The sequence below is a fragment of the Arsenicitalea aurantiaca genome (assembly GCF_003994485.1).
GTDB classification, from domain to species: Bacteria; Pseudomonadota; Alphaproteobacteria; order Rhizobiales; family Devosiaceae; genus Arsenicitalea; species Arsenicitalea aurantiaca.
Genome location: NZ_RZNJ01000002.1, coordinates 104,497 through 127,862, shown reverse-complemented (window position 1 = coordinate 127,862; position 23,366 = coordinate 104,497). Strand labels below are relative to the sequence as shown.

The following is a 23,366-nucleotide window of genomic DNA, read 5'->3' as shown; positions in this document are numbered from 1 at the left end:
TCAGGCCTCCGAGACGGTCATGTCGCCGCCTTCTTCGAGCCTCGCGATCGTTTCGGCAGAAATGCCGAATTCGGCGAGAATTTCGCGGCCGTGCTGGCCGACCAGTGGCGCCGGCCGGTCAATGGTCGGCTGCGTCTCGCTCATGCGGATGGCAGGCCCGACGACGCGCACGGTACCGGCGCGCGGATGCTCATAGCTGGTGATGAGCCCCAGGTGGGTGACCTGCGGGTCTTCGGCGGCCTTGCGGATGTCCTTGACCTCGGCGCACCAGATGTCGGCTGCGAGCAGGCGATCGAGAAGGTCGGCCGTGCCGAACTTCTTGGTCTCCGCGTTGACCTTCTCCCACACCTCGTCGCGCTTTTCGAAGAGCGTGCCCAGATCATCGTAGACAGCAAGCGCAGGCGCTTCGAGGGTTTCGTAGAGAGTCTTAAAGGGACTCATGGCGATGGTGACGTAGCCGCCATCGGCGGTCTCGTAAACGCCGAACGGCGCCTGCATGCCCGGATGGCCGATGCCCGAATTGGGCCGGACGAAATCCTCGCCGAGATTAAGGACACCGACATATTCCTGATTGAGGTGGGCGATGAGCCCGGCGAGCAGGTTGACCTCGATCTTCTGGCCGATGCCCGTCTTCTCGCGATAGTAGAGCGCCGAGAGGATGCCATAGACCATGTTCATGGCGCCGATCTGGTCGGCGAGGCCAGCGCCGACCGGCACCGGGTTCTGGTCGCCGCGGCCGGTATTGGCCATGAGGCCCGACAGCCCCTGGATCAGCATGTCCTGGCCGGGGCGGGTGACGTAGGGGCCGTCCTCGCCATAGCCTGAGCCCGAGCAATAGATAATGCCGGGATTGACCGCCTTGAAGTCCTCATACCCGTAGCCGAGCTTGGCGAGGACGCCGGGGCGGAAATTCTGCACCACGACATCGGCCTTTTTCGCCATCTCCATGATGATGGCATGGACTTCGGGGCTCTTGAGGTTAAGGGCGAGCGAGCGCTTGTTGCGGTTCCAGGCCAGAAAGTTCGGGCTCTCCGAGCCGCCGACCCATTTGGCGAAAAAGGTCATCGACCGGAACATGTCGCCCGAGCCGGCGCGCTCGATCTTGATGACGTTGGCGCCCATGTCGGCCAGAAGCTGGGTGGCGAACGGCCCCTGCAGCAGATGGCTGAAATCGAGGATGGTGACGCCGTTGAGGGCCTTGTTCATGAAAGACTTTCCGTTCGGTTAGACGAGGTCGGGCACGTAGCGCGGGGCGGCGGTGAGGCCGCCATCGACGCGCAGATCCGTGCCGGTGGTGAAGCCGGCCGCGTCCGACGCGAGATAGATCGCGGCCTCGGCGACTTCGGAAGGTTTGCCGATGCGCCCGATAGGGTGCATCTTGACCCACGCGCGAGCGACCTGATCGCCGAGCTCGGCAACGATCTTCTCGTTCATGGGCGTATTGATCGTGCCCGGCGAAATCGAGTTGACGCGAATGTTGTGCGGGCCGAATTCGACGGCCATCTGGCGCGTCATGGCCATCACGGCCCCCTTGGCGCCGGCATAGGCGGTCCAGCCATCGAGCCCGATATGGCCCTGCGCGGAGGCCATGTTGATGATGGAGCCCGAATTCTGGGCGATCATCTGTGGCAGCGCGAACTTGCAGCCGCGAAAGACCGAGGTCAGGTTGACCGCGATCAGGCGGTGCCATTGCTCGTCCGTCATCTCGTGGACCGGCATGCCACCAATGGCGATGGCGGCATTGTTGACGAGAATGTCGAGCCGGCCGTGCTCGGCGATTGCGCCTTCGACCAGCGCCCTGATATCGGCCTCCTCGGCGACGTCACAATGGCGATAGCGGGCCTTGCCGCCAGCATCGGTGAGGCGTCGGACGGCGGCCTCGCCCTTTTCATCGTCGACATCGGAGAGCCAGACCGTCGCGCCCTCGCGGGCAAACCCCTCGGAGATCGCGAAGCCGATGCCGTCCGCGCCGCCGGTGACGATTGCAATCTTGCTTTCAAGCCGTCCCATGGCCCTGCCCTCCCTCACTGCTTCTGGTTGCGGCGCTTGAACTCATCGAACGCGACCGCCGCGATGATGATGCCCCCGGTGACGACGAGCTGCCACTCCGTGGCAAGGTTCAGCATGCCCAGCCCGTTCGACAGAAATGAGAGGATGAGCACGCCGAGCGCAACCCCCACCAGGCTACCGACACCGCCAGCGAGGCTCACCCCGCCAAGGACGACTGCAGCGACGACCTGGAACTCGAAGCCTAGCCCCGCGACATGGACGGCTGAACCGAGCCGCGAAGAGAGCAGGATGCCTGCGACCCCCGCGAGCAGCGCCGAGATCACGAGGCAGATGAACTTCACACGCCTGACATCGAAGCCGGCAAGCCGGGCCACTTCGGGATTGCCGCCGACCGCGTAGATCTGCCGGCCGAAGGGCCGCATGCGCATCACATAGATGAAGATGGCGAGGATGATCAGCGAGATCAGCGCAGGATAGGGCAGGAAGTCGAAGAACCGGCCGTTGCCGAGCTGGAAGAACTCCTCGAGATAGGCGGTGTCCGGGATCGAGCGCTGGCCGGTGTAGAGATAAATGCCACCCCGGATGATGAACATGGTTCCCAGGGTCGCAATCAGAGAATTGATGCCAAGATAAGCGACGAGATAGCCATTCACCACGCCCACCACGAGCGCCAGCAGGAGCGCGCCGGCAATCCCCAGCGGCAGGGATTCGGTCATGTTCATGATGGTGACGAGCGGAATGCCGACGGCGCCCGCAAGCGAGCCGATCGAGACGTCGATCTCGCCAGACATGACGACGATGGCGACCCCCACCCCGGCGACCATGGCAAGCGAGGCCTGCCCGAGCACGTTGGTGAGGTTGCGGGGCGTCAGGAAGCTCGAGGACGCGAGCGAGAAGAAGATGATCAGCGCGAGCAGGCAGATCAGCAGCGCAACCTCGTTGCGGCGCGCAAGCGTTGCAAGGATGCTCGGGGCCGGGCGCGGAGCGAGGGCAAGGTCAGGCGATTGCGGCATTGAGGATCTTCTCCTGAGTGGCCTCGTCCCGGCCCATGGTGGCTGTGATGCGGCCCTCGGCCATCACCATGATCCGGTCGCTGAGCCCGAGCAGCTCGGGCATTTCCGAAGTCATCATGATGACTGCCAGTCCTTCGGCGGCCAGCCTGTCGATGAGCGCGAAGATTTCCGATTTCGCGCCGACATCGATACCGCGCGTGGGTTCGTCGACGACGATGACCTTGAGCCCGCGCATCAGCCAGCGGGCGAGCAGCACCTTTTGCTGGTTGCCGCCCGAGAGGTTCTTGATGTGCTGCTCGAGGCTCGGGGTCTTGACCCGGAAGCGGTCGACGAATTCCTGTACGGCCGAGCGCTCACGCTTCTCGTCGAGAAAGCTCATATTGGCGAACCGGCCGAGCGAGGCGAGGCTCATATTGTGCATGACGGGGAGCTCGAGCATGAGCCCCTCGGTTTTCCGGTCCTCGGTCAGCAACCCGATGCCGAGCGACACGGCAGTGCGGGTGTCGTGCGGACAGAGCGGGCTGCCGCCGATCGTGATGGTGCCTGTGCGGATGGGGTCGTAGCCGACGAGCGCCTTGGCAAGCTCGGTGCGGCCGGCGCCCATGAGCCCGAAAACGCCCAGCACCTCCCCTGCCCTCGCCTCGAAGGCGATGTCTGCAAGCTTTGCAGTGCTTAGACCGCTGACGCCGACGACCACATCGCCAGTGCCCGCGCCGCGCGAGCGGGGAAAGAGGTCGCCGATCTGGCGCCCGATCATGTCCCGGATGAGCGTATCGCTGGTGTGCGCGGTCTTGGGCTGAGTGGAGATGTGACGCCCGTCGCGGAGGACCGTGACCGTGTCGGCGATCTCGAAGATCTCGTCGAGCTTGTGGCTGACATAGAGGATAGCGATGCCGAGGCTCGTCAGCCGCCGGATGACGCTGAAGAGCATCTCCACTTCGGTCGGCGTGAGCGAGGAGGTCGGCTCGTCCATGACGACGATGCGCGCTTCGGACGCCAGCGCGCGAGCGATCTCGACCATCTGCTGCTGGCTGACGGGCAGGTCGCCGGTGCGCGCATCGGGATTGACCTTGAAGCCTATGCGATCAAAGAGCGCCGCAGCATCGTCCCGGATCTTGCGCCAGCGGATGTTGCCGGCGCCGGAGGTCGGATAATCCTCGAGGAAAATGTTCTCGGCGACGGTGAACTCCGGGATCAGGGCGATCTCCTGAAACACCACCTTGATGCCCTGGCTCAGGGCATCGCGCGGGGTGCGGATTTCGACTTCGCGGCCGGCAATGCGGATGGTGCCGACATCCTTTTCATAGACGCCGGCGAGGATCTTGATCAGCGTGGACTTGCCCGCGCCGTTCTCGCCCATGAGCGCGTGGACCTTGCCCGGCTCGAGCCGGAGATCGACGTTTTCGAGCGCAAGGACGCCGGGAAACCGCTTGCCGATCCCGACCATCTCGAGGGCCGGGATGGAGGTGTCGATGGCCGCTGCATGTCCGGTCCGGGCTTCATCGAGCATCGGATTTCCTCCGCACGAGATCGAGCCAGGTGGCTCCGATGATGACGAGGCCGGGCACGATCATCTGAAGGTCCTGGTTCCAGCGCAGGATGATGATGCCGTTGTCAATGACCTTGAGGACGAGCACGGCCAGCAGCGTTCCGATAAGCGTGCCGCGCCCGCCCATCAGGCTCGTCCCCCCGAGGATGACGGCCGCGATGACCTGCAGTTCGAACCCGCGTCCGGCGGTCGGCTGGCCCGTGTTCATCAGTGATGCAAGCAGCAGCCCGGCGAGCCCGACAAGCATGCCGGTGAAGACGAATACGCCGAGCTTCAGCCGTTCCGAGCGCAGGCCCGAGAGCCGCGCCGCCTTCTCGTTGGCCCCCACGGCGTAGATGTAGCGGCCGACCATGGTGTGGCGGAGAACGACATAGCAGGCGATGAAAACGAGCGCCGCTATGATCACCGGGACCGGAACCGGCCCGACATAGCCCGTGGAAAGATCGGTGAAGAGCCGGATCGAGTGCCGGTTCTGGACGGCTTCGCGGGTGTAAAGATAGATGCCGCCCTGCAGGATCATCATGGTGGCGATGGTCGCGATCAGCGAGTTGACCCTGAGCCGCGTGACGACGAGCCCGTTGAAGAGCCCCACCGAAGCGCCGAATGCGATACCGGCCAGTCCGCCGAGCAGCACGCTATTGGTCTTGTTGGTAACATCCATCGCGACGACGCCGGAAAAGGCGAGCGAGGCGCCTACCGAAAGGTCGACCTCAGCCGCGATCAGCAGCATCGTCATGCCCGAGGCGACGATCAGCACCAGCGCGCATTGGCGCAGGATCGCGACGACATTCTCGACGGAATAGAATTGCGGGGCGCCGATCGATATCAGGACGCAGAGCACGGCCAGAATGACGATCAGTACGATCTCGTTGTTACCCGTCAAGGCGCGTAGCCGGCTCGGCGGCGCGACGGAACTTGCGGTCTCGGTCATGGAACGCGGATCCGGCTATGAACGATGAAAGGTGCCGGAGCCCGAAGGCCCCGGCAGGTTCGAAGGCGCCTAGAGGTCGGCAGCCGTCTTCATGCAGGCGTCGGCAGCCGGTACGGCGTTGACGTTTTCCCAGTTGATGCTGCGCGTCGTGCCTTCGACCGAGTAGTACTGCTGCCACTCGTCGCCAATCATGGTGGCGGTGGGGCTGACGATGTGCTCGGGAACTTCCTCGCCGTTGAAGAGGCTGACGGCAGCGTCGATCGTGGTGTAACCGACCTTCTCGGGGAACATTGCAGCTTCGATCTGGTAGGCCGGCTCGGTGGCCATCAGATTGATGAAGCCGAGGCCCTCGCCGCCCGTACCAACGACGAGCAGGCCATCCTGGGACCGACCAGAGGCTTTCCAGGCCTGCAGGCCGCCCTGGGCGGAGTTGTCGTTGATGCCATAGATGATGTTGATGTCGCTGTTCTGCGCGAGCGCTGCAGAGGAGACTTCGAGCGCGCGGTCGGGGTTACCGCCACCGTCGAGATCGTGAACCATCTCAGCCTCGGGCAGGATGGTGCGCAGCCCGTCCATGAAGCCTTCAGAACGCAGGACGGTCGCCGAAAGCAGCGGCAGTCCGACATTCATGACGCGTGCCTGGCCGTCGAAATTGTCCCGCGCATACTCACCAGCGGCGACGCCGGCGTGGTAGCCCGTATCATAGTCGCAGATGGCGACCATGGTGGTCATGCCGCGCACGGGATTGCCCTCGAGCACGACCGGAATGTCATCCTGGGCGGCACGGCGCAGCAGCGGCACGACGCCATCTTCGTTGACCGGGGTGATGATCAGCACGTCGACGCCCTGGGACATGAAGTCCTCGGCAGCGGAAACCTGACGGGCCGCATCCTGGTTGGCGTCGCGAACCTCGAGCTCGATCCCGAGTTCGTTGGCCCGGTCGGTCATCCCCTTGATGACGTTCTGATACCATTCATGGGTCGCATAATTGACCACATAGCCGATCCGCTCCGGGATCTCCTGAGCCTGAACCGCCGTAGCGGACATGACGGCGATGGTGGCCGTGGCGGCGAGCAGTGTGACGGGGATCCTGAACATCCCGTTTCCTCCCTTTGATGAACCCTTGGCGCTCTCCTCGCCGTGCGCGGACCCTGTCCACTGCCCCGGCGGCGCCCCCGGCCATTGACCGGGTTGGGACACTAATATATTAGTACGTTTTAGTTGTCCAGTGTCGCCGCCAAGGCGCTTTGGACGGGGTAGCGGAGTTGATGGCGCGGCCGGTCAGGCTTTACCCGGAGCTGTGTGAAACCGAATCGGTGCAGTTGGCCCGAGCAGAGGCAGTAGATGTTCGCTACCGACCCCGCGCCGCAGGTAAAGACCCGCTCGACGGCCCAGAACGTGTTCGAACTGCTGCGCCAGGACATCGTGATGGGCGTCCTGCGCCCCACCGAACCCATCCGCGAGGCAGAGATCGCCGCACGCCTGGGCGTATCCCGCACCCCGGTGCGCGAAGCCTTGCTGCGCCTTGCCGGCCTTGGGCTCGTTGAAATCTACCCCCAGAGCGGCACGCGCGTCGCCCCCATCCGTATCGAGAAGGTGAAGGCCGCTCAGCTGATCCGAGAGGTCGTCGAGGTTGAAGTCGTGCGCCGCGCCGCCCTCAAGGCCAGTGCCAGCGACATTGCGGCTCTGCGCGAGATCGTGGAGGACCAGGCGGTCGCCGCGCGCCGGAACGACGCACCATGGTTCTTCGATCGCGACGAAGCCTTTCACAACAGGCTCCACGTCATTGCGGGCCTCGAAAGCGTCGCGGAAGAACTCGAGGACCTCAAGGTCCACCTCAACAGGCTGCGCTACGTCACCCTCAACTGGCCGCGACGGAGCCAGGACATCATCTCCGACCATGCGTCCATGATCGATGCGGTCGAGAGGGGTGACGGAGACGGGGCAGCGCGCGCCATGCAGGATCATCTGAGAACGGTGCTCGGCGCGATGCAGGCCGCCATGGCGAGTGCCGCAAGCGAAACAGCAGCGCCGGAGCCGCGCTCATAATGAAGGATTGACGCAAGTGAAGATCGTCGACGTCCGCGCCACCACGGTTGCCATGCCGCTGGAGGCCCCGCTGCGCCACGCCATCGGCGCGCATTGGGGGCGCTTTATCCGCACCGTCGTCGAGGTCGAGACCGACAATGGCATCATCGGTCTCGGGGAGCTCGGCGGCGGTGGAGAATCCGCCGAGGCCGCTGTTCGCGGCCTCCTGCCCTATCTCAAGGGTCATGATCCCCTGCAGCTCGAGCAGATGCGCTGGAAGATCATGAACCCCACCGCGTCGCTCTACAACAACCGGATGCAGATCCATGCCGCGCTCGAAATGGCGTGCATGGATGCGGCGGGCAAACATCTGGGGATCCGCGCCTGCGATCTGCTGGGCGGCGCGATGCGCGAGCGCGTCCCCTTTGCGAGCTATCTTTTCTACCGCCTGCCCGACGAGAAGACCGGCCGCGGGGGCGAGGTGGACCCCGAGGAGATCGTCGCGCATGCCCGCGCGCTAAAAGCCGAGCATGGCTTCAAGGCGCACAAGCTCAAGGGCGGCGTGTTCGCGCCCGACCATGACGTCGAGGTGACGCGGGCGCTCGGCGCAGCGTTTCCCAATGACGGGCTGAGGCTTGATCCCAATGCCGCCTGGTCCGTCGAGGAGGCGATCCGGGTTGGGCGCGCCATCGAGGATTTGCGCAACGACTATTTCGAAGATCCGACCTGGGGGCTCGAGGGCATGCGCCGGGTGCGTAACTTCGTCCGCATCCCGACCGCGACGAACACCGTGGTCGTCAACTTTGAGCAACTTGCAACAAATATACGCCTCGAAGCCATCGATGTCGTCCTCCTCGACACGACCTTCTGGGGCGGCCTTCGCCAGGCGCACAAGGCCGGGCAGGTTCTCGAAACCTTCCAGTACGGGGCCTCGGTGCATTCATCCGGCGAACTTGGCATCCAGCTCGCCTCCATGCTGCACCTGGGCGCCGCCCTCTCCAACCTCTCCTTTGCGGCCGATGCCCACTACCATCACCTCGTCGACGACGTCATCGTCGGGGGGAAGATGAAGTATGTCGATGGGTCCATCGCCGTGCCTCAGGGGCCCGGGCTGGGGGTGGAGCTCGACCGCGAAAAGCTCGCCCAGTATGCCGAGCACTATCGCGAAGTCGGCGGCTACACCTATGACCGCGACCCGACCCGACCGGACTGGTACGCCGTGCTGCCCGAGCAGCGCTGGGCGGATCCTCGGGCACGCTGACCACTTCAGGCGCGACGGGCGATCAGCGCGGCCGTGCCTTTGCGGTCACGTTCGAGAATTTCGGCAAGCAGTGGCGCGCGGTCCCGGGCGCCTACGAATTCGAGCCGGCGCAGGCCGAGCGGATCGATCTCCTCGCGCAGGAGGCGCAACTGCTCCAAATCCGGCCCGGACCAGGTGACGCAGTCCGGATCGAAAACGATCGGGAAGCCGGTCTCGGCGACGATCTCCTCTCGGCTGGCGCCCGGCATGATCTCGACCACAGCGAAATGCCCCGTTTCGGGATCGAGCCTGAAGAGGCAGAGATTGGTAAGCAGGAGCACGGTGCCCTGGCGGTACCCGGCCGCCTCGCGGTCGTCTGCGGACAGCACGCCGCGCGCCGAGCTGATGGTTTCGACCTCGCGCACCAGCGCCGAAGGGCTGTGGCGGGGCACGTAGACGATATAATTGGCATGCATGTTGGCGACGTCGGACATGCCGCCCTGCCCGGGAAGCCGCAGCTTGCCGCCAGAGGGTTTGGTGAGCTCGAGATTGTTGGTTCGGCCCGCCCCGTCGACCTGGGCCGCCCCGATGATCTCGTGGGTGACGAGACCCGCCTGATAATAGGCGAAGTAGGTGTCGTCGCCGCCGCAATGAGCGACGGCACTCGCGGCATCCATGGGCTCGAGGAGGCTCAGCGTCATCGTGCCCGGGGCGATGTCGACATGGCCGCAGGTGAAGGTGGTGAGTAGCGCGCGGGGGGCGTGGCTGGCCTTGGCCAACCGATAGGCAACATTGGCGAGCGGCGACACTGCCCCGCTGCTGGCAAAGCTTTCGTTATCCAGCAGCATCGCGATCCGCGTGGCCATGATCTCGTCGATGGTTGCCGGGCGAGCCGCATCCAAAGCTGGAGCACGGAAGGGCTCCGGATCGACTGCGCTCAGGAGCGCCGCGTTGCACAGATACGCCCCCGGTTCGCCCTGCGGGCAGGCAAGCCTATCGAGAAGTGAGCCCGCACTCTCCCCCAGCGCGCTTGCGATCGCGGCATAGTCGGTGACGTAGTGCGGGAGACAGGAGGTCGGCCAAGCACCGCCCGGCACTTCGGCGATCGCCGTCACCAGATTGCGGGTAATGATCGCATGGCGGCCAGACTGCCCGAGGCTACCGTCCTCAACGATCTCGTCGACCGTGACGAGCACCTGCCGGGCAGCGCCGACGATGGCGAGATCGAGTGCCCGGGCGCCGACGATTTCAACATTGCCGGAACGGTCCGCGCGCGGTGCGTGGATGAGCACCGTGTCGAGTTCCTGCGCAGCCACGAGCCCGACAAGACGCCCCGACTGCGGATCGCGATGAAAGGAAAGCGCGGGGCAGCGCTCGGCCATGGTCGAGCCGGCAGGAATCTGGACCGGCATGAAGGGCAGGTTCTGCCGTCGGGCGTTGAACGCCTCGATCATCGCGAGGGCCGGCCAGTCCGTGACCGGGATGGTGCCCGTTTCCGCGGCGACGCGGAAGCGTGGGGCAAGCCCGAAAATGTCGAGACTGGAAAAGCAGAGGTCGATCGCGCGAACCGCATCAGCTTCGAGCAGCATTTCGAGCGGCAAACCGCCAGCCCACGCAAAATAGTGAAGGTCGCGCGCGCCGTTCCCGATCACCTCGCGCAAGAGTGCCATCGGCAGTCGGGCAAAATGGTGCCCCCCAATCCCAAGACGCGAGCCACTCTTTACGCGGGCGGCAAGGCACTGGAGCGTTTCGAACGCAGGCGTGTTCGATCTGGCAAGCGAGCGTGAGGCGGACGAAAGGGTCATGGGCAGGATCCGCCTATTGCGGGGGAAGCGGAGGCAGCCGGTTGGCCGCTCCGAGCTCGATTGATATGGCGCGGCCCGCCTGGATCACCTGTCCCACGACGGCGTCCAGCGGCACGAGGGCAGCGCGTTGCGGCATGTAGGGGACCGTGAGTGCTGCGACGACGTGGCCGAGATAATCGAACACCGGCACGGAGATGTTGGTCACGCCCCCGACAGCGAGAGACGTCCTCACCTCGTAGCCATCGGCTGCGATGGCTTCAGCGCGGAGCCGGATGCTCTCGATGTCGGCCCGGTCCCGCCCCTCGGCCTCGAGCTTCGAAAGCAGCGTCTCGCGCTGCTCTGGGGGCGAAAACGCGAAGACGACGACGCCGGAACTCGTCTCCTCGAACTGGAACTTGGCGCCGAGCATCACCGAATAGCGCATGGGCAGGGGTGAATCGATCTGCAGCACGATCAGCGCGTCCCGATCCGAGAGCACTGCGAGGTGGCAGGACTGCATTGTTGCGGGCGCCAGCGTCTGCATGACCGGCAGCGCGGCGTCGGTGAGCTGGCGGACCGAGCTCATCTCGTGGGCCATTTCGAAGATCTTGAGCGAGACCCGATACCTGTCGGATTGGGCCGGGCGGTAGAGATACCCGCGCGCCTCCAACACCAGTATGATCCGGTAGACCTCATGCACGCTACGCCCGAGGCCGACTGCAAGCTCGGTTATCGTCATGCCAGCGGGCTGTCGGACCATGAACTCGAGAATGTCGAGGGTCTTTTCGGCAGCAGGAACGGAATAGGCGCGACGCGTCGCGGCTCCGTCTTCGGCTTCGTTTGCGATCATGGCCCGAGCCATCAGCGACCGGCCACCGGGTCGTTCGCAACTTGCTTCACCGTGGGGCTCCTCCGGTTCTCACCGACAGGAACCTATCAGCCGTTTTCATTCCTGCAAACGCTTTTCACACTAGAAAACGCCGCGCTACGCCGGGGCCCGCAGGCCGACCGATCTCAAATAAAGCCGAGAGCGCCGAGCAGTAGCCCGAGGCCACCGCAAATTGCGAGCGTCGGCAGAAGGCCGAGCTTGTAGAGAAACAGCGTCATCGCCGCGATGATCCCAAGGGCCAGAGCCAGAGGGTCGAGGGTCTCTAGCGCGGGAAGCGGCATCGAGATTGGTCCGAAACTGGCCGTCCCCACCTCGGCAAAGATCACATGGAGCGCGAACCAGATCGCGAGGTTGAGGATGACGCCCACGACCGCTGCAGTGATGGTGGCAAGGGCTCCTGCAAGGGCGGGGCTCGAGCGCAGTCGCTCGATGTGAGGTGCGCCGAGGAAGATCCAGAGGAAGCACGGAATGAAGGTTACCCAGGTCGCCAGGCCGGCCCCCAGAACTCCAGACAGCAACGGATCGAGACCGCCCGCCTCGCGGAAAGCAGCGAGGAAGCCGACATAGGTCAGCACGAGAACCAGCGGACCGGGCGTGGTTTCGGCGAGGGCCAGCCCATCCAGCATCTCTCCAGGCGCAAGCCACCCATAGGTTTCGACTGCCTGCTGGGCGACATAGGCGAGGACGGCATAAGCACCGCCAAAGCTGACAACGGCCATCTGGGAGAAAAAGCCCATGATCGAGGTCCAGACGTTGGCCGGTCCGGCCAAGGGCAGGATGAGGAGAAGCGGAGCGGCCCAAAGGCCTCCCCAGATCAAGAGGATCCGCCCCGCCCTCGCCCACCCTGCCCCGCGTCGATCTTCCGGTCCATCCTGGATGACGGCGCTCTCGTCCCCGATCGGAGCCTTGGTCGCGATCATGTCCGGACGCCAGCGTGCCGCGATATATCCGGCCAGCCCTGCGGAGAGGACGACGACAGGGAACGGCACTGAAAAGGCAAAAAGCGCAAGGAACGCGAAAAGCGCGACCAGGCGATTGAAAGGTGTGGTGAGCGCCCGTTTTCCGATCCGCAGGACGGCCTCGACGACGATCGCGAGAATGGCGGCCTTCAAGCCGAAGAAGAGGCTTGCCAACACGTCCGACGACTGGAACATCGCATAAGTCGCCGCGAGCACGACGATGCAGAGAAAGCCCGGCAGGACGAAAAGCGCGCCGGCCACGATGCCTCCCCGCGTGCCATGCAGAAGCCAGCCGACATAGGTGGCGAGCTGCATCGCTTCGGGACCCGGCAGCAACATGCAATAGTTGAGCGCGTGCAGGAAACGGCGCTCCGAGATCCAGCGCTTCTCCTCGACGAGCGTACGGTGCATCAGGGCGATCTGCCCGGCAGGACCGCCGAAGCTGAGGAGCCCGATGCGGGCCCACACCTTGAGCGCCTCGAGAAAACTGGGATGGTCGGGCGCTTCGGAATCGCGTGTGCTGGGGGCTACCATGGTCTCTGTCTCCGTGCGGACAAGAGTGGGAGTGGACAGACAGCGGGCCGGAGTCAATGCACTGGCCGAACTATGACATTTGCGACATGAAGCGCCATGCAAAACGTGCATGGGAGGCTCATGTCATAGATTGACGAGCAACCCCTGGCCGATTGGGGCCGTTTGGTGGCAAGCAATCGCATCCAGCGACCCCGGAGAGCCTTTTTGTCCGCACCGTCGAACCCGCCCCGCGCCACCTACCGCCTACAGCTGAACAAGGCTTTCACCTTCAACGACGCGGCGCGGCTCGCGCCCTATCTCGCCGAACTGGGCGTCAGCCACGCTTACCTCTCGCCAGTGCTGAAGTCCCGGCCGGGAAGTACCCATGGCTATGACACCGTCGATCACGACATGCTCGACCCCGAACTCGGCACCCGTGAAGACTTCGAGGCGATGGCAGAACGCTTCGCCGAGCGGGGCATCGGCATCATCCTGGATATCGTGCCGAACCATATGGGGGTGGGCGGCGCCGACAATGCGCTTTGGCTGGACGTCCTCGAATGGGGACGTCACAGCCTCTACGCGGACTGGTTCGACATCGACTGGACGCCGCCCGAGACGATGCTGCACGACAAGGTGCTGGTCCCATTTCTCGGACAGACCTATGGGGAAGCTCTTTCCGCCGGTGCACTCGTCGTACGCTTCGAACCCGAAGACGGTACGCTGTCGGTCTGGTCGGATGACGCTCACCGGTTGCCGCTGGCGCCGAAGACCTATGGCCTCCTGCTCGATGGTGCCGACGGTGCCCTCGGGCTTCTGGCCCAGCGCTTCCTGGCGCTCGACCCGATGGCGGCGGATGCCCGTGACGCCGGAGAGGCGCTGAAAGCCGAGCTTGCCGCGCTGAGCGCCGAGGACGAAGCTGTCATTCTGGCCGTGGAGGAAAGGCTTGCCCGATTTCATGGTCCCGACGGCGACCATGCCGCTTTCGACCAGCTCATCGGCCAGCAGAACTGGCGGCTGGCGCATTATTCGGTCGCAGCTGACGACATCAATTATCGCCGCTTCTTCATTGTCAGTGACCTCGCCGGCGTCCGCGTCGAGCGGGAAATTGTCTTCGATCATGTGCACCGGCTGATCTTCGAACTCGTCGAGAAGGGTCTCGTGCAAGGGTTGCGGATCGACCACATTGACGGGCTGATCGACCCCAAGGGGTATTGCGAGGCCCTGCGGGCGAAATGCCCGCGGCCGATTTATCTCGTCGTTGAGAAGATCCTCGCGCCGCACGAAGCCCTGCGCCAGGACTGGAACGTGGACGGTACGACCGGGTATGAGTTTGCAACTCGGGTAAACCTGCTACTTGCAGATCCCGAAGGCGAAGCGCCGATGGATCCGGCCTACCGCTCGTTCATCGGCGACCATGAGCCGTTCGAGGCCATCGAGCGCGCCGCCAAGCTCACCATGCTGGACGCCGAAATGGCGGCCGAGCTCAACGCACTGACCGGCCGGCTACGGCAAATCGCGATGGCGCGTCCCGAAACCGTCGACCTCACGGCCAATCGGCTGCGGGAAACACTGAGGGCGGTACTGGCGGAAATGCCGGTTTATCGCAGCTATGTCGACGCCAACGGCGCCACTGCGCCCGATCGCCGGAATATCGGGGTTGCTATCGCACGCGCGCGTCGCAGTGAACCGACGCTGGAAGAGCATTACCTCGATTTCGTCTGCAAGGTGATGTCGGCTGACCCACTGGGCGAAGACGAGCATCCGGGCGACGAGGTGATCGAGGCCGCGATGCGCATCCAGCAGGTCAGCGGTCCGGTCATGGCCAAGGGCCTCGAGGACACCGCCCTCTATCGCTACAACCGGCTGATCGCGCTCAACGATGTGGGCTCTCCGCCCGATCGCTTCCACGCCGGCATCGAGAGTTTTCACGACTTCAACCGGATGCGCGCGCGGACCATGCCACAGGGCATGATCACGACATCAAGCCATGACAGCAAGCGCGGTGAGGACACCCGCCTTCGCATTCTAACCCTTTCGGGCCGGGCCGACGAATGGGCGGCACACGTGGCGCGTTGGCGGGAAATGCTCGACGGCGGCGAAACGCCCGAGATTGCTGCCGATGATTTCTGGCTGATGATGCAGATGCTGCTTGGTGCCTGGCCTGCTGAATGGCCGCTCGAGGGTCCGCTTTCATCCAATGAGACCGACCGCTTCGCCGAGCGCCTTGAAGGCGCGATGGTGAAGTCGCTGCGCGAAGCCCGCCTGCGGACGCGCTGGAGTGCGCCCGACGAGGCCTATGAGGGCGCGATCGGCGAGTTGATCCGCCGCATATTCACATCGGAGTGTGCGGACTTCCTCGAGGAGTTCCGGACATTTTCCGCGAGGATCGGATGCGAAGGTCTTGCGAACGCCCTCATCGAGACGACGCTGAAGCTTACCGTGCCAGGTGTGCCTGACATCTACCAGGGCGCCGAACTCTGGGAGCAGAGCATGGTGGATCCGGACAACCGGCGGAGTGTCGATTATGAGAGACGGCACTCCATGCTGGCCGAAGCGGCAGGCGCCCAGGGGCCGATCGATCTGCTCGACTGGCAGGACGGGCTGCCCAAGCTGACGCTCATTCACCGTCTTCTGGCCCTCCGGGCAGAGTTTCCGGAGCTCTTTTCACGCGGCGACTATCTGCCGATAAAAGTCACGGGAGCAGACGCGGGCCGGGTGCTGGCCTTCACTCGCCAGGTGGATGGTGTGACGATGCTCGTCCTCACCTCTCTCTGGCCGTGGCGGGGTGAAGTTTTGGCAAGCCTCGTCCTCCCGGAACTGCCGAGCGGTCGATGCACCTCGATTCTCGGTGACAACGTGCCAGAGCCGGAATCGGATCGGCTGGACGTCGGTAGCATGCTGAGCGGCCTGCCGGTTGGCGTCTTCCTCTACCGATAGTCAGGCAATACGAGGCAGGTCGAGAGTTTCCTTTTCGTGCACCGGCGCGAGCCGGACGCAGTCTCGGCCGTCCCCCTTTGCCCGGTAAAGACCGCGGTCTGCCCGCGCCATGACGTCATCGACCGAACGGTCATCCGCCAGGAACTCCGTCACGCCCACGCTGATTGAAACCGAAAAACGCGTTTCGGCGCCCTCTATGGCAACCTGACCCATGGCCGCGCGCAGGCGCTCCGCCGTCATGACGGCGCCCCAGGCATCCGTCCCGGGGAGGATGACCGCAAACTCCTCGCCGCCGAGCCGGGCGATGAGATCGTTCTCGCGCAACACCGATCGGCATGCGGCACCGATCGCGACCAGCGCGCGATCTCCCCCGGCATGCCCGTGGGTGTCGTTCACCTCCTTGAAGTGATCCGCGTCGATGAGCAGAAAGCTGGCTCGACTGCCGGCGCGGGTCGCCGCCAAGGTTTCAGTCGCGCGGTCGATCAATGCCCGTCGGTTCGGCAGGCCCGTCAGCTGATCGGTATAGGCGAGCCTGTCGAGTTCGATCTCGAGGTGTTTGCGCTCGGTCACATCCGCATGCGAGACGACGGCGCCATAAATGCCGCGCCCGCCCTTGCGACCCCAGGGTCGACGGAGCGGGCTGACGCGCAGGAAGCTCCAGCGCGGATCGCCGTCGCCGGTGCATTCATATTCGCATGTGTAGAGGTCGATCTCGCCCGCGAGCACAGCGGCGATGCCGTCATGGACGTCCTCAGCGTGCCCCTCTCCCGCATGGGCGGCAACGCTGCAGAGTTCGAGATAGTTGACCCCGATATCGGAACGCGCGGTGTCGCGACCGTTCGATCGACCGAAATCCCGCCATGCGGCATTGACCGCCACGATGAACCCCTCGGAGTCCAGCACGCAGATCTGGGATGTCAGGGCATCGATGACGGCGACTGCAAGATCGGCATTGCGCAAAGCACCTGCCATTCCGGCCTCCTCGGGACTTGTTGGGACTTTAGACCCGATGCGCTAAGCAGTGGTGAAGATTGCTTCGCGATTGCCCGCTAACGACGTGGTGCCGGTTCTTCCCCTTCGGCACATTCGCGCAGGATCCAGTCCCGAAAAAGCCGGACCTTCTGGATTTCTCCATAGACGGGCGGATAGACGAGGGTGTGGGCGCCGGCGATCGTGTCGCCGGTCTCCCGCGGGAAGAGCCGAACGAGCGCCCCGCTCTCAAGATATTGTCCAGCGAACACGAGGCTTTCGAGCGCGATGCCCAGCCCCGATGCCGCCGCCTGCAGGGCAAGGTAACCACGGTCGAAGCGCAGACCGCGCTGAGGTTGTGAGCGAACGCCTCGCGCGCGGAACCATTGCTCCCATTCAAGAGGCGCACGCTCCGAAAAGATGAGAGGGGCCCGCAGCAGGTCCTCAGGGCGAAGATCGGGCCCCAGGGCATCCCTCAAGGCAGGCGGACAGAGGGGCGTCAGCGTGTCGGCCATCAGCGGGGTGACGACCAGCCCCGCCCAGTCCGAATTGCCTGATCGGATCTCCACGTCGGTATCTGTACGAAAGAAATCGACGGGCGTCGGCGAGGCATGGATGCGCAGGTCGATCTCGGGATGTGGCGCCAGAAACCGGCCGATACGAGGGACGAGCCATGCGGGCGCGAAGCTCGGTGGACAGTGGACGGTCAGGACGTCGCTCGCCATGCCGCCAGCAAGCCGCTGGCTTGCCCGCTCGATGCGATCGAAGGCACTTTCGATCGACTGCAGATAGTCGCGGCCAGCATCGCTCAGTGTCATGCGCCGCTGTGCGCGATGGAAGAGGCTGATGCCCAGATGCGCCTCGAGATTGCGCAGCCGGTGGCTGACGGCCGAAGGGGTGATCGACAACTCGCCTGCCGCCGCGGTGACACTGCGTGTGCGCGCGACAGCCTCGAAGGCCTGGAGCGCGCGCAGCGGAGGAAGGTGACGGGACAATTGATGAATCCATTTCAGTCGTCTTGTGCAGATTAATCAATTGCCGTCTTTTAATTCAAGCGCCATGATCGAGTTGCCGTGACTTGAGGGAGGAGATGGCGGAATGACCTTCGACGCGAAGGCGATGGCGCTCGTGCAGACGCGCCTCGCCCATATGCAGCGCCATCGCGACACGCTCGTGATCGACGGGGACGTGCATCCGACCCAGTTCGAAGCCCTGCCACCGGCGATGGCTGAGCAGGTGACGACAGATCCCAACTACTTCCATGGTCGCCCGCTGCTTGCCGACCGCCTGCTGCATCGAATGGCAATGGCCGGGGTGGACATGTCGCTCTGCTGGCAGAACCCGGCCGCCCTGCCCTATGTCGAGGATCGGGCTGAAAACTTCGAGCGCCTCGCCGGCGCAAATGCCCGCATCGCCGAGCTCGCCCACGCGCATCCGGAGCGTGTGATCCCGGCGGGCTGGACCGATCCCAAGGCGCTCGGCGTCGAAGGCGCGATCGCCATGGCCGAGAAATGCGTACGGGAGTTCGGCATGCCCATCGTCAAGATGAACCCGGCGCAGAATTCCTACCCGATCGATGACGAAATGGTGGGGCTCGTCCTCGACAGGATCGTCGCGCTCGGGGCGGTGCCGGCCTTCCATTTTGGCTCCGACACCCCTTTCACGCCTCCCGAAGGTCTGCGGCGCGTGGCGCAGCGGCATCCCGACCATCCCGTCATCGGGGTGCATATGGGCGGTGGCGGCGGTAATTTCGTGGAAGCCGAACCGATCTATCAAGGCGCACGACAGATGGGGCTCGAACAGAGCAACGTCTTCTATGTCCTGAGCGCCATTCGCGACGCCCATATCGAGAGTGCCTTGCTCAGCTATGCTGAAGCGGGTGCCCCGTGGAGCGGCAATCTCGCTGTGGGCAGCGACGCCCCCTATTGCGATGCGGTCTATCATTTCGGCGCCTTCCGGGCGCTCTTTGCCGCGCTGAAGGATGGCGCCCATTATGGAGACCCGCGGCTCGATGCACGGCCGAACCTTTTCGACGACGAGATGATCGCCGGCTTCATGGGCCGCAATCTCGCCGACCTCGTCATTGCCGCGGACCTGCGCATAGCCAGCCTCGCACGAGCGGCTGCATGATCGGCGCCCTGAAACGCGTCGCGGGGTTGGTGAATACGGCCACGGAGTGGGCGGCCGGGCTCCTCGCAATGTTCTTCACCGGCCTTCTGATCGTTTCGGTCTTCTCGCGCTACGTGTTCGATATCTCCATCGTGACGGGCGTGGAGATGACGCGGATCGCATTCTGCTGGTCCGCATTTCTCGCCGCTGCGGCAGTCGTGGCGCGCGGCGGACATATCAGGATCGTGGTCGGCGTTTCGATGCTGCCGCCCATGGGACGGCTCGTCATCCACCGCTTCGTCTGCCTCGTCATCATTGCCTTCGGGCTCACCATGACCTGGTACGGCTATTCGCTGACCATGCGGATGATGCCGACTTTCCTCCCCGCGATGCAGGTGTCGCAGGCCTGGCTCTATGCGGCGCTCCCGGTCAGCGGGGTGCTGATCGTCCTGCACGGGCTTGTGCAGCTTTTCGAGCCGGCGCCGGACTTCAACCCGGTCGAGGAGCACCTGTCATGATCGTGGCGGTGCTCGTCATCTTCGCAGTTCTCAGCATGCTGAGCGTGCCGATTGCGATTGCCACGGGGATCGCGGTGGCGCTCGGGCTCGTCTTTTTCGGCTCGTTTCCGCCCGAGCTGATGTTCCAGAAGATGGTCACGGGGATCGACAATTTCACCCTCGTTGCCATCCCGCTCTTCGTGCTCACAGGCAATCTGATGAATTCGGGCGGCATCACTGAGCGCATCTTCACCTTCGTCCGGAAGTGCCTCGGCCATCGCAATGGCGGCCTCGCCCATGCGAATGTCGGGGCGAGCGTGCTGTTTGCCGGCATGTCGGGGTCGGCCGTGGCCGATGCCGCCGGGCTTGGCGCGGTCGAGATCAAGGCTATGCGCGACCAGGGGTATGATGTCGGCTTTTCTGCCGGCATCACAGCGGCTTCATCGGTCATCGGACCGATCATCCCGCCCTCGATCCCGCTCGTCATCTATGGCGCGATCGCGCAGGTCTCGGTCGGACAGCTCTTCGTTGCGGGGCTCGTGCCGGGCCTGCTGCTGGCGCTTTCCCTGAGCATGATGATTGTCTGGATGGGGCGCGGCGGAAGGTTTCCCCGCGAGCCACGGGCCAATTATCGCGAGCGGTTTTCGGCACTGGGGCGCGCGGGTCTGTCGCTGGCAACGCCCGCCATCATTCTGGTGGGACTGATCGGGGGCGTCTTCACCCCGACCGAAGCAGGCGCGGTGGCTGCGCTCTACGCGCTCGTCATCAGCCTCGTCGTCTACCGGACGATCAGGCTGCGCGACCTGCCGAAGATCTTCATCGAAACGATGATCACCACGGCCATCGTCACCTTCATCATCTCGAACGTTTCCGCGTTTTCCTGGATCCTCGCGGTGAGCCAGGCCGGCAGTGCGTTCGTCGAGGGCGTGAGGGGCCTGACTGACAATCCGATCATCGTCCTGCTGATCATCAATCTCTGCCTACTGGTCCTCGGCTGCCTCATCGAGGCCGGCGCGGTGCTCATCATCATGACGCCGATCCTGCTGCCGCTCGCCGTGTCGGTGGGCGTCGATCCGCTCCATTTCGGCATCATCATCGTGCTCAACCTGATGATCGGGGTGGCAACGCCGCCGGTCGGCATGTCGCTTTTCGTAACGGCACATGTGGCGGGCATACCCATCGAGAAGATGATGCGCGCCATCCTGCCGTTTCTCGTCCCGCTCTTTGCCGCGCTGCTTGTCGTCACCTACGTGCCTGAGGTGGTGATGTTCCTGCCGCGGCTGCTCTTTCCCTGAAACCGGATCATGAACATGAGGAGGATATGATCATGACGACGACCCTGAAGACCGCTTTTGGAGGTGGCCTGCGTGTGACGCTCGCTGCTGCCTTGCTCGCCTGCAGCAGCGTTGCGGCTCTGGCGGCCACCGAGCTCAAGATCGGCCATGGCCACTCCGAGCAGCACAGCTTCCACCTCGCGCTCGAGAAGTTCGCAGAGCTCCTTGAAGAGAAGGCGCCCGGCACGTTCGACGTCAGCATCTTTGCCAATGCCCAGCTCGGGTCCGAGCGCGAGATGCAGGAGCAGCTGACGTTTGGCGGTCTCGAAATGACGGTGACGGGCGTGCTCGGCATCTATGAGCCCAAGCTCGCTCTGATGGAACTGCCCTTCCTGTTCCGAGACCGCGACCATGTGCTCGCCGCCCAGCACAGCGAGCCGGTGACCAATCTCGTCGCCGACCTCCCCTCGAAGGGCCTGCGGCTCGTCGGCTTCCTCGAGAACGGGTTCCGCAACATCACCAACAGCGTTCGCCCAATCAACGCACCGGGCGACGTCAACGGGCTCAAGATCCGCACACCGGAAAACCAGGCGCAGATCGAGACCTTCCGCGCTCTCGGAGCACAGCCGACCCCGATGCCGTTCTCCGAACTCTATGCGGCCTTGCGGCAGGGGGTCGTCGACGGGCAGGAGAATCCGCTTCAGAACATCCATGACGGCAAGCTCTACGAGGCGCAGGCGCACCTTGCGCTGACCGGGCACATCTACAACTCGGCCTATGTCGTTGTGTCGGAAGCTTTCTTCCAGGGACTGCCCGCAGATGCTCAGGAGGCTCTGCTGGCCGCGGCGGACGAGGCCGGCGAATGGCAGCTCTACTACATGGCCGAACGCGACGGCGAACTGCTCCAGATGCTGCGCGACGAGGGCATGGAAGTGAGCGAACCCGACAAGGACGCATTCCTCGAGGCGACGGCGCCCGCCTACGACGTCTTCTACCAGCAGTATGGAGACGAAGCCCGCGACTTCGTCACCGCAATCCAGGGCCTCTGAGAGCTCACGCGACGGGGCGGCTTCGGCCGCCCCGCACCTCCACCTGACCGACGCCTTCAGCGCATCTTCACATATCCCGTGCCATCGAGGCGCCCCACCACCATGCCGGCGCTTTCGCGGGTGAAGAGCCCGTTCTCGACGACGCCCGGGATCTGATTGAGCGCGATCTCGAGGCCTTCGGGATCGCCGATCGCCTCGCAATGGCAATCGATGATGAAGTGCCCGCTATCGGTAATGACGGGGCGTCCGTCACGCATGCGGCGGCTGGTCCGGATGGTCGGCACCCCATGGCTGCCGAGGATCTCCTCGATGGCGCGCACGCTGTGCGTCCACCCGAACTGAACGACCTCCACGGGCAGCGGAAACCGTCCGAGGCGATCAACGATCTTGGTCTCATCGCAGATCGTGATCATTCGGCTCGACGCATGCGCGACGATCTTCTCCCAGAGCAGGCACGCCCCACCCCCCTTGATCATCCGGAACTGCCTGTCGATTTCGTCCGGGCCGTCGATGGTGAGGTCGATCCTGTCAATCTGGTCGATGTCGGTCACCGCAATGCCGACTTCCTCGGCGACGGCGGTCGTGCTTCGGGATGTCGTCGTGCAGGTCACCCTCAAGCCTTGCGCAACTCGAAGCCCGAGCTCGCGGACGAAGAAATGCGAGGTTGTGCCGGAGCCCAGGCCCAGCACCATGCCATCCTCGATGAAATCGTTGATCACCAGCCGTCCGGCCGTCTTCTTGGCCTCGTCCTGAGCGCTCATCTCGCAAAGTCTCCTCTAGAGTTTCTCGGTCGCCCAGGCATCTAGCGCCGGAAGCTGATCTGGAAAGGGGTGGCCCGTGCGGGCCGCGATCGCGGACACCAGCATGTTGACCACGAGCTGATGTGCCGTGCGCGATGACAGAGGGGTGAGGAGTTCGGTGTGCTCGAAGGGGGTCAGCGCAATGACTTGGTTGCTTGCGCTCGCCAGGGGGCTTCCCGCCGCGGTGACCGAGAGCACCGTCCCTCCCCGCGCCCTTACGGACGAAGCGACTGTCACGAGCTGGCGGGTTGCGCCCGATTGCGAAAAGAAGAGGCCGATCTCGCCTTTGCCGGGCAGGCTGGCCGGGACCCTGCCCGCCTGGGCGGTCATGGCGAGGCAGCGCAGGCCAAGCCTCTGCAGCTTGTGCTGTGCATCAAATGCTGTGAGCTCGGACATGCCGGTGGCAAAGATCGCCGTCCAGTTTGCAGATGCGAGGGCAGAGGCCGCCGCGTCGATGTCGTCCGGGACGATTTCCTCGAGCGCGCGCTGGATTGCCCCCAGCGCATTGCGCCCCGTCTTGCCGATGATTGCGTCGACCGGGTCGCTCGCCAGGACCGGCTCATAGGCGAAAGGGGCCGCCGGGACGATCGACTGGGCCAGATGGACCTTGAAATCCTGATAGCCCTCGAAACCCAGCCGACGGCAGAAGCGGACGATGGTGGGGTCGCTCACCCTGCAGCGCGCGGCGAGCATGCCCATGCTCATATGGATGATCTCGTCCGGCCGCTCCTGCACGCAATCGGCGACCCGACGCTCGGCCTGCCCCAGGGCCGGCGCAGCGTCGCGGATCCGCCTGAGAAGGGGCGTCATCG

General features: G+C 64.3%; 20 protein-coding genes. 7 read left to right on the top strand and 13 right to left on the bottom strand.

All coding sequences use genetic code 11. The features are described from left to right. From EMQ25_RS04910 to EMQ25_RS04885, 6 genes are all read right to left on the bottom strand, one after another. The gene (locus EMQ25_RS04910) at positions 1-1,206 is read right to left on the bottom strand and encodes a CaiB/BaiF CoA transferase family protein (RefSeq protein WP_127187458.1); all 1,206 of its coding nucleotides are present in this window, start codon (positions 1,204-1,206) and stop codon (positions 1-3) included. An 18-nt stretch (positions 1,207-1,224) separates the two neighbouring features. After that, entirely contained in the window at positions 1,225-2,010 is a 786-nt protein-coding gene (locus EMQ25_RS04905) for an SDR family NAD(P)-dependent oxidoreductase (protein ID WP_127187457.1), read from the bottom strand. Positions 2,011-2,024: 14 nt separating this feature from the next. Then, positions 2,025-3,023: an ABC transporter permease gene (locus tag EMQ25_RS04900; protein WP_127187456.1), complete on the bottom strand. Its 999-nt coding sequence runs from the start codon at positions 3,021-3,023 to the stop codon at positions 2,025-2,027. Further along, a complete protein-coding gene (locus tag EMQ25_RS04895; protein WP_127187455.1) occupies positions 3,007-4,533 on the bottom strand; it encodes a sugar ABC transporter ATP-binding protein in 1,527 nt (508 codons plus the stop codon). Before EMQ25_RS04895 ends, EMQ25_RS04900 begins: the two co-directional genes overlap by 17 nt. Continuing rightward, positions 4,523-5,503: an ABC transporter permease gene (locus EMQ25_RS04890; protein ID WP_127187454.1), complete on the bottom strand. Its 981-nt coding sequence runs from the start codon at positions 5,501-5,503 to the stop codon at positions 4,523-4,525. The genes EMQ25_RS04895 and EMQ25_RS04890 overlap by 11 nt, the downstream gene beginning before the upstream one ends. A 69-nt stretch (positions 5,504-5,572) precedes the next feature. Then, the gene (locus tag EMQ25_RS04885; protein WP_127187453.1) at positions 5,573-6,601 is read right to left on the bottom strand and encodes a sugar ABC transporter substrate-binding protein; all 1,029 of its coding nucleotides are present in this window, start codon (positions 6,599-6,601) and stop codon (positions 5,573-5,575) included. A 246-nt stretch (positions 6,602-6,847) separates the two neighbouring features. Between EMQ25_RS04885 and EMQ25_RS04880 the strand changes: the two genes are divergently transcribed. Then, entirely contained in the window at positions 6,848-7,552 is a 705-nt protein-coding gene (locus EMQ25_RS04880; RefSeq protein ID WP_127187452.1) for a GntR family transcriptional regulator, read from the top strand. 16 nt (positions 7,553-7,568) lie between these two features. Continuing rightward, positions 7,569-8,792, top strand: a complete 1,224-nt coding sequence (locus EMQ25_RS04875) for an enolase C-terminal domain-like protein (protein ID WP_244606490.1) — start codon at positions 7,569-7,571, stop codon at positions 8,790-8,792. 5 nt (positions 8,793-8,797) lie between these two features. Here the strand turns inward: EMQ25_RS04875 and EMQ25_RS04870 are convergent, their stop codons facing one another. The 3 genes from EMQ25_RS04870 to chrA form a co-directional block, all read right to left on the bottom strand. Continuing rightward, positions 8,798-10,576, bottom strand: coding sequence for a CoA-transferase (locus EMQ25_RS04870; protein ID WP_127187450.1), 1,779 nt, complete (start codon positions 10,574-10,576; stop codon positions 8,798-8,800). A gap of 13 nt (positions 10,577-10,589) precedes the next feature. Further along, complete coding sequence (locus EMQ25_RS04865; protein ID WP_158625959.1) at positions 10,590-11,405, bottom strand: IclR family transcriptional regulator; 816 nt, start codon at positions 11,403-11,405, stop codon at positions 10,590-10,592. A 164-nt stretch (positions 11,406-11,569) separates the two neighbouring features. Further along, on the bottom strand, positions 11,570-12,937 hold the full coding sequence (chrA, locus tag EMQ25_RS04860; protein WP_127187448.1) for a chromate efflux transporter: 1,368 nt from the start codon (positions 12,935-12,937) through the stop codon (positions 11,570-11,572). A 204-nt stretch (positions 12,938-13,141) separates the two neighbouring features. Between chrA and treY the strand changes: the two genes are divergently transcribed. After that, positions 13,142-15,856: a malto-oligosyltrehalose synthase gene (gene treY / locus EMQ25_RS04855; protein ID WP_158625958.1), complete on the top strand. Its 2,715-nt coding sequence runs from the start codon at positions 13,142-13,144 to the stop codon at positions 15,854-15,856. On the opposite strand, the gene EMQ25_RS04850 is transcribed toward treY, so the two are convergent. Together EMQ25_RS04850 and EMQ25_RS04845 are read right to left on the bottom strand one after the other, a co-directional pair. After that, positions 15,857-16,828, bottom strand: a complete 972-nt coding sequence (locus EMQ25_RS04850; RefSeq protein ID WP_127187446.1) for a sensor domain-containing diguanylate cyclase — start codon at positions 16,826-16,828, stop codon at positions 15,857-15,859. Positions 16,829-16,905: 77 nt separating this feature from the next. Continuing rightward, complete coding sequence (locus tag EMQ25_RS04845; RefSeq protein WP_127187445.1) at positions 16,906-17,820, bottom strand: LysR substrate-binding domain-containing protein; 915 nt, start codon at positions 17,818-17,820, stop codon at positions 16,906-16,908. 103 nt (positions 17,821-17,923) lie between these two features. Between EMQ25_RS04845 and EMQ25_RS04840 the strand changes: the two genes are divergently transcribed. From EMQ25_RS04840 to EMQ25_RS04825, 4 genes are read left to right on the top strand one after another with little or no spacing between them, the layout of a single operon-like run. Then, on the top strand, positions 17,924-18,955 hold the full coding sequence (locus EMQ25_RS04840) for an amidohydrolase family protein (RefSeq protein WP_127187444.1): 1,032 nt from the start codon (positions 17,924-17,926) through the stop codon (positions 18,953-18,955). Continuing rightward, complete coding sequence (locus EMQ25_RS04835) at positions 18,952-19,452, top strand: TRAP transporter small permease (protein WP_127187443.1); 501 nt, start codon at positions 18,952-18,954, stop codon at positions 19,450-19,452. Before EMQ25_RS04840 ends, EMQ25_RS04835 begins: the two co-directional genes overlap by 4 nt. Further along, on the top strand, positions 19,449-20,726 hold the full coding sequence (locus EMQ25_RS04830; RefSeq protein WP_127187442.1) for a TRAP transporter large permease: 1,278 nt from the start codon (positions 19,449-19,451) through the stop codon (positions 20,724-20,726). The genes EMQ25_RS04835 and EMQ25_RS04830 overlap by 4 nt, the downstream gene beginning before the upstream one ends. A gap of 32 nt (positions 20,727-20,758) precedes the next feature. Then, complete coding sequence (locus EMQ25_RS04825) at positions 20,759-21,754, top strand: TRAP transporter substrate-binding protein (protein ID WP_158625957.1); 996 nt, start codon at positions 20,759-20,761, stop codon at positions 21,752-21,754. A 56-nt stretch (positions 21,755-21,810) separates the two neighbouring features. On the opposite strand, the gene rpiA is transcribed toward EMQ25_RS04825, so the two are convergent. Both rpiA and EMQ25_RS04815 read right to left on the bottom strand, forming a co-directional pair. After that, on the bottom strand, positions 21,811-22,515 hold the full coding sequence (rpiA, locus tag EMQ25_RS04820) for a ribose-5-phosphate isomerase RpiA (RefSeq protein WP_127187440.1): 705 nt from the start codon (positions 22,513-22,515) through the stop codon (positions 21,811-21,813). A gap of 15 nt (positions 22,516-22,530) precedes the next feature. Continuing rightward, on the bottom strand, positions 22,531-23,364 hold the full coding sequence (locus tag EMQ25_RS04815) for a MurR/RpiR family transcriptional regulator (RefSeq protein WP_127187439.1): 834 nt from the start codon (positions 23,362-23,364) through the stop codon (positions 22,531-22,533). Between the last annotated feature and the right edge of the window lie 2 nt (positions 23,365-23,366).

Bases quoted from the DNA above. Each gene is read 5' to 3' on its own strand.
- EMQ25_RS04910 (WP_127187458.1), bottom strand. From the start codon at position 1,206: ATGAACAAGGCCCTCAACGGCGTCACCATCCTCGATTTCAGCCATCTG.
- EMQ25_RS04905 (WP_127187457.1), bottom strand. From the start codon at position 2,010: ATGGGACGGCTTGAAAGCAAGATTGCAATCGTCACCGGCGGCGCGGAC.
- EMQ25_RS04900 (WP_127187456.1), bottom strand. From the start codon at position 3,023: ATGCCGCAATCGCCTGACCTTGCCCTCGCTCCGCGCCCGGCCCCGAGC.
- EMQ25_RS04895 (WP_127187455.1), bottom strand. From the start codon at position 4,533: ATGCTCGATGAAGCCCGGACCGGACATGCAGCGGCCATCGACACCTCC.
- EMQ25_RS04890 (WP_127187454.1), bottom strand. From the start codon at position 5,503: ATGACCGAGACCGCAAGTTCCGTCGCGCCGCCGAGCCGGCTACGCGCC.
- EMQ25_RS04885 (WP_127187453.1), bottom strand. From the start codon at position 6,601: ATGTTCAGGATCCCCGTCACACTGCTCGCCGCCACGGCCACCATCGCC.
- EMQ25_RS04880 (WP_127187452.1), top strand. From the start codon at position 6,848: ATGTTCGCTACCGACCCCGCGCCGCAGGTAAAGACCCGCTCGACGGCC.
- EMQ25_RS04870 (WP_127187450.1), bottom strand. From the start codon at position 10,576: ATGACCCTTTCGTCCGCCTCACGCTCGCTTGCCAGATCGAACACGCCT.
- EMQ25_RS04865 (WP_158625959.1), bottom strand. From the start codon at position 11,405: ATGATCGCAAACGAAGCCGAAGACGGAGCCGCGACGCGTCGCGCCTAT.
- chrA (WP_127187448.1), bottom strand. From the start codon at position 12,937: ATGGTAGCCCCCAGCACACGCGATTCCGAAGCGCCCGACCATCCCAGT.
- EMQ25_RS04850 (WP_127187446.1), bottom strand. From the start codon at position 16,828: ATGGCAGGTGCTTTGCGCAATGCCGATCTTGCAGTCGCCGTCATCGAT.
- EMQ25_RS04840 (WP_127187444.1), top strand. From the start codon at position 17,924: ATGACCTTCGACGCGAAGGCGATGGCGCTCGTGCAGACGCGCCTCGCC.
- EMQ25_RS04835 (WP_127187443.1), top strand. From the start codon at position 18,952: ATGATCGGCGCCCTGAAACGCGTCGCGGGGTTGGTGAATACGGCCACG.
- EMQ25_RS04830 (WP_127187442.1), top strand. From the start codon at position 19,449: ATGATCGTGGCGGTGCTCGTCATCTTCGCAGTTCTCAGCATGCTGAGC.
- EMQ25_RS04825 (WP_158625957.1), top strand. From the start codon at position 20,759: ATGACGACGACCCTGAAGACCGCTTTTGGAGGTGGCCTGCGTGTGACG.
- rpiA (WP_127187440.1), bottom strand. From the start codon at position 22,515: ATGAGCGCTCAGGACGAGGCCAAGAAGACGGCCGGACGGCTGGTGATC.
- EMQ25_RS04815 (WP_127187439.1), bottom strand. From the start codon at position 23,364: ATGACGCCCCTTCTCAGGCGGATCCGCGACGCTGCGCCGGCCCTGGGG.